The 439-nt window shown below is 63.6% G+C and carries 2 protein-coding genes; both read right to left on the bottom strand.

Annotated features, from left to right (window positions below):
* On the bottom strand, positions 1 to 281 hold a 281-nt coding region (locus GV818_RS34215; protein WP_256679599.1), incomplete at its 3' end, for a hypothetical protein.
* Positions 256 to 439 (bottom strand): antitoxin VbhA family protein (locus GV818_RS33780; protein ID WP_161778752.1); only part of this gene is annotated, 184 nt, incomplete at its 5' end. The genes GV818_RS34215 and GV818_RS33780, both read right to left, overlap by 26 nt.

Raw genomic sequence — 439 nt, forward strand, 5'->3', positions numbered from 1 at the left:
ACATAAAACGGGCCGTCCACGGTCGATAGGCCGCGCTGTTTCATCCAGTCCAAGCCATCGGCAACGGGCTTGCGAAACTCGCCCGGCGTCACGTCATCGAAGCCAGCGCCCGGCAAGTCCTGGAAGATGCGGCGATTGACTTCCTTCAAGTGCGCGGCGTCGAAGTTGCCGCGCACCGGGTCTAGCTCAAGCTCGACAACCCGCTTGAACGTGTAATCGGCTTCGAGCTGCTGCCGCTGCTCGGCCGTCAACGCATTAGCGGCTGCGGGCTTGTTCTGCATCGGGCTTCACCTGAACAAAATCGGCAAGCTGGATGTCGCCCTTGATGAATTGGCGTGCGCCCGTCTCGGCCGCCTTGGAGGGCTTGAAGCCTTCCAGGCCCACGGACGAACGGGCGAAGTTCACGGCGGCTTCGCGGCGGCGGCTCTCGGCCGGGGAA

It is taken from the genome of Pseudomonas sp. Fl4BN1 (genome assembly GCF_009908285.1).
Classification (GTDB): domain Bacteria; phylum Pseudomonadota; class Gammaproteobacteria; order Pseudomonadales; family Pseudomonadaceae; genus Aquipseudomonas.